Below are 3,749 nucleotides of genomic sequence, written 5' to 3' on the forward strand. Positions count from 1 at the left end.
GTCCGCCCGGTGGACGGCTTCAAACCGATCCACATGCCGAAGAACACCGGCACCGGCATCATCATCGCCGGGTTGGGCGTGGCCTTCGCCTTCGGCATGATCTGGTACATCTGGTGGCTGGCCGCGATCTGCTTCGCCGGCATGCTGGCGGTGGCGATCGGCCATACCTTCAACTACAAGCGCGACTATCACATCCCGGCCGAGACCGTCATCAAGGCCGAGGATGAGCGCACCCGGGTTCTGGCCCAGGCGGGAGCGGCCTCGTGACCATGCCAGCTGAACACACTGCCGACGGCCCCGTCCGCTTCCTCGTCGACGAGGAGCACGAGCATTCGGGCGGCAGCACGATGCTCGGCTTCTGGATCTATCTGATGAGCGACTGCCTCATCTTTGCGGTCCTGTTCGCCTGCTACGGCGTGCTCGGGCGCAACTACGCCGCCGGGCCGTCGCCAGCCGACCTGTTCGACCTGCCGCTGGTGGCGGTCAACACCTCGATGCTGCTGTTCTCCTCCATCACCTGCGGCTTCGCGATGCTGGAGATGGAGCGGGGGCGGCGCGGTGCCGTGCTGGGCTGGCTGGTGGTCACCGCCCTGTTCGGCCTCGCCTTCATCGGGCTCGAACTCTACGAATTCGCCCATCTCATCAGCGAAGGGGCGGGGCCGCAGCGCAGCGCCTTCCTGTCCGCGTTCTTCACCCTGGTGGGGACGCACGGGCTGCATGTCAGCGTCGGCATCGTCTGGATGGTGACGATGATGGTCCAGGTCGCCAAGCACGGGCTGATCCCGGACAACAAGCGGCGGCTGATGTGCCTCAGCCTGTTCTGGCATTTCCTGGACGTCATCTGGATCGGCGTCTTCACCTTCGTCTATCTGATGGGAGTCCTGGGATGAGCGCGCAGGCTCACACGGATCACGGGCATCACGGCGACGCCAGCGGCCACGGCACGCTGAAGGGCTATCTGACCGGGTTCGTCCTGGCGGTGGTGCTGACCGCGATCCCGTTCTGGCTGGTCATGGGCAAGGCGATCGCCGACCCGCAGGTCACGGCGCTGGCGATCATGGCGCTCGCCGTCGTCCAGATCATCGTCCACATGGTCTACTTCCTCCACATGAACACCAAGTCGGAGGGCGGCTGGACCATGCTGGCCCTGATCTTCACCGTGGTGCTGGTGGTGATCACGCTGTCCGGCTCGCTGTGGGTGATGTACCACCTCAACCACAACATGATGCCGCCATCGATGCACGACATGCGCGACATGCCGTGACACGGGACGACGCGGGGGGCGAGGCCGGGGCACGCCCCCGGTCCACCGCCACGCTGGTCGGGCTCGGGGCACTCGCCGCCGTGCTGGTCCTGGCCCTGCTGGCGCTCGGCACCTGGCAGGTCGAGCGGCGGGCCTGGAAGCTGGACCTGATCGAACGGGTCGACCAGCGGGTGGCGGCCACCCCGGTCGCGCCGCCAGGGCCGGCCGACTGGGCCGGCATCAGCGCCGCGGCCGACGAATACCGCCATGTCAGCGTCGCCGGCACCTTCCTGAACGACCGCGAAACCCAAATCTTCGCCTCGACCGATCGCGGCACCGGCTATTGGGTGGTCACGCCGCTGCGCATCGCCGACGGCACGGTGGTCCTGGTCAACCGCGGCTTCGTGCCGACGGACCGGCGGGATCCGGCGACGCGGCCGGCCGGGCAGGTGGCCGGCCCGGTCAGCGTCACCGGACTGCTGCGGCTGACCGAGCCGGAGGGCGGCTTCCTCAGGTCGAACGACCCGGCGGCGGAGCGCTGGTATTCGCGGGACGTTGCCGCCATCGCCGCCGCCCGCGGCCTGGCCGATGCCGCGCCGTATTTCATCGACGCCGATGCCACGCCCAACCCCGGCGGCCTGCCGGTCGGCGGCCTGACGGTGATCGCCTTCCCCAACAACCACCTAGTCTACGCCATCACTTGGTATGGCCTGGCGGTGCTGCTGGGCTGGGCCGTGCTGCATGTCGGCCGGGGCGAATGGCGGGCCCGGCACCGGGCATCGCCATCCGCCGTCTGACCGTTCCAGCTCCCGATCCCAAGAATTTCTGCGCCCAATACTTGGGGTGCCCCTGAAATCGCGGCGACCAGCGGAACGAAAGCAACCGCGGGCCTATTGGCAGTTCATCAAGACCTGCTTCAGGAGGGCCGATATGGGCCGCGGAATTTTGCTTTGGCTGCTCGGGGTTCCCATTCCCGTGATCATCATCCTCGCGCTGCTGTTCCACTAAGAGGGGGCGAGCATGGCAAGCTTGTATTCGGATGCCCCCGGCATCGCGCCGGTGGTGGAAACCCCGGCGTCTGGTGTCTCCTGGGGCGCCATCATCGCCGGCGCGGCGGCTTCGGCCACCGTGACCCTGGCGCTGATGATCCTGGGCGCGGGCTTCGGCCTGTCGATCGTCTCGCCCTGGGCGGCGGCCGGCGTCGGCGCCGGCACCTTCGCCGTCACCACGGCGATCGGCCTGATCGTCATCCAGTGGATTTCCGCCGGTCTCGGCGGCTACATCACCGGGCGGCTGCGCACCCGCTGGGTGGGCGTCCACACCGATGAGGTCGCCTTCCGCGACACCGCGCATGGCTTCCTGTCCTGGTGCGTCTCCACCTTGGCGGTCGCGGCCCTGCTGGGCGTCGTCGCCTACGGTGCCGTCTCGACCTGGGTGCAGGCCACGGCCACCGTCGCCGGTGGGGCGGCCCAGGGCGCCGGCTCGGCCGCCTCGTCGGCCGGGCCCGGCGATCCCTCGGGCTACTTCATCGACCTGCTGTTCCGCCCGGCGTCGGGCAGCCAGGCCGCGGCGGGCAATGAGCGCGACGCCCGGCAGGAGGTCACCCGCATCCTGGCCAATGCCGCCGCGACCGGTGCCCTGCCGGCGGATGACAAGACCTACCTGGCCCAGCTCGCGGCCCAGCGCAGCGGCCTCAGCCAAGCCGATGCCGAAAAGCGGGTCGACCAGGTCCTGGCCCAGGTCGATGCCGCCAAGGTAAAGGCCAAGCAGGCCGCCGATGCGGCCCGCAAGGCCGGGCTGACCACGGCGTTCCTCACCTTCCTGGCGCTGCTGATCGGGGCGTTCATCGCCGCGGTCAGCGCCGCCCTCGGCGGTCATCTGCGCGACGACTGATCGAGGTAATACCCTCACGATACGGAAAGCCCCGGCCTCGGCCGGGGCTTTTCTTTGCGCTACCGCCGGGGATCCAGCAGGTCGCGCAGCCCGTCGCCGAACAGGTTGAAGCCCAGCACCGAGAAGGTGATGGCCAGGCCGGGGAACAGCGACAGCCAGATGTTCACCCCCAGGAAGTTGCGCCCGTCGCTCATCATCGCGCCCCAGTCCGGGGTCGGCGGCTGGGCGCCGAGGCCGAGGAAGGACAGGCTGGCGGCGGTCAGCACCACGCTGCCGGCGGTCAGCGTCGCCTGGACGATGATGGGGCCCAGCGCATTGCGCAGGATGTGCTGGAACAGGATGCGCCACAGCCCGGCGCCCAGCCGCCGACCCCGGAATGGGGCGCGATGATGAGCGACGGCCGCAACTTCCTGGGCGTGAACATCTGGCTGTCGCTGTTCCCCGGCCTGGCCATCACCTTCTCGGTGCTGGGCTTCAACCTGTTCGGCGACGGGCTGCGCGACCTGCTCGACCCCAGGCGCTAGGGACCGTATTTTTCCGGTTTGCGTTGCGGCCGTAACCCGACAGGGAATTGGCACGTCCCCTCCTCAGCCCTAGGCTTCGGGATGCCTTG

Annotated in this window: 6 protein-coding genes and 1 pseudogene; 6 read left to right on the plus strand and 1 reads right to left on the minus strand. The window is 68.8% G+C overall.

Annotated features, from left to right (window positions below; translation table 11 throughout):
* The 5 genes and pseudogenes from AC3XYG_RS36895 to AC3XYG_RS36915 form a co-directional block, all read left to right on the plus strand.
* Nucleotides 1-267 (plus strand): annotated as a pseudogene (locus AC3XYG_RS36895) (cytochrome o ubiquinol oxidase subunit I); the annotation flags it as partial.
* 2 nt (nt 268-269) lie between these two features.
* Nucleotides 270-890, plus strand: a complete 621-nt coding sequence (cyoC, locus tag AC3XYG_RS36900) for a cytochrome o ubiquinol oxidase subunit III (RefSeq protein WP_489144884.1) — start codon at nt 270-272, stop codon at nt 888-890.
* Nucleotides 887-1,264: a cytochrome o ubiquinol oxidase subunit IV gene (gene cyoD / locus AC3XYG_RS36905; protein WP_489144881.1), complete on the plus strand. Its 378-nt coding sequence runs from the start codon at nt 887-889 to the stop codon at nt 1,262-1,264. The genes cyoC and cyoD overlap by 4 nt, the downstream gene beginning before the upstream one ends.
* Nucleotides 1,261-2,040 carry an SURF1 family protein gene (locus tag AC3XYG_RS36910; protein WP_489144882.1) on the plus strand — a complete coding sequence of 260 codons (780 nt, stop codon included), beginning with the start codon at nt 1,261-1,263 and terminating at the stop codon, nt 2,038-2,040. Before cyoD ends, AC3XYG_RS36910 begins: the two co-directional genes overlap by 4 nt.
* 223 nt (nt 2,041-2,263) lie before the next feature.
* On the plus strand, nt 2,264-3,136 hold the full coding sequence (locus tag AC3XYG_RS36915) for a hypothetical protein (RefSeq protein WP_489144883.1): 873 nt from the start codon (nt 2,264-2,266) through the stop codon (nt 3,134-3,136).
* Between the two features lie 59 nt (nt 3,137-3,195).
* Here AC3XYG_RS36915 and AC3XYG_RS36920 read toward each other — a convergent pair whose 3' ends face one another.
* Entirely contained in the window at nt 3,196-3,498 is a 303-nt protein-coding gene (locus AC3XYG_RS36920; RefSeq protein ID WP_489144885.1) for an ABC transporter permease, read from the minus strand.
* On the opposite strand from AC3XYG_RS36920, the gene AC3XYG_RS36925 reads away from it, so the two are divergent.
* A complete protein-coding gene (locus tag AC3XYG_RS36925) occupies nt 3,463-3,660 on the plus strand; it encodes a hypothetical protein (protein WP_489144886.1) in 198 nt (65 codons plus the stop codon). The genes AC3XYG_RS36920 and AC3XYG_RS36925 overlap by 36 nt on opposite strands.
* The last annotated feature ends 89 nt before the right edge of the window (nt 3,661-3,749 follow it).

The sequence above is a fragment of the Inquilinus sp. genome (genome assembly GCF_057815775.1).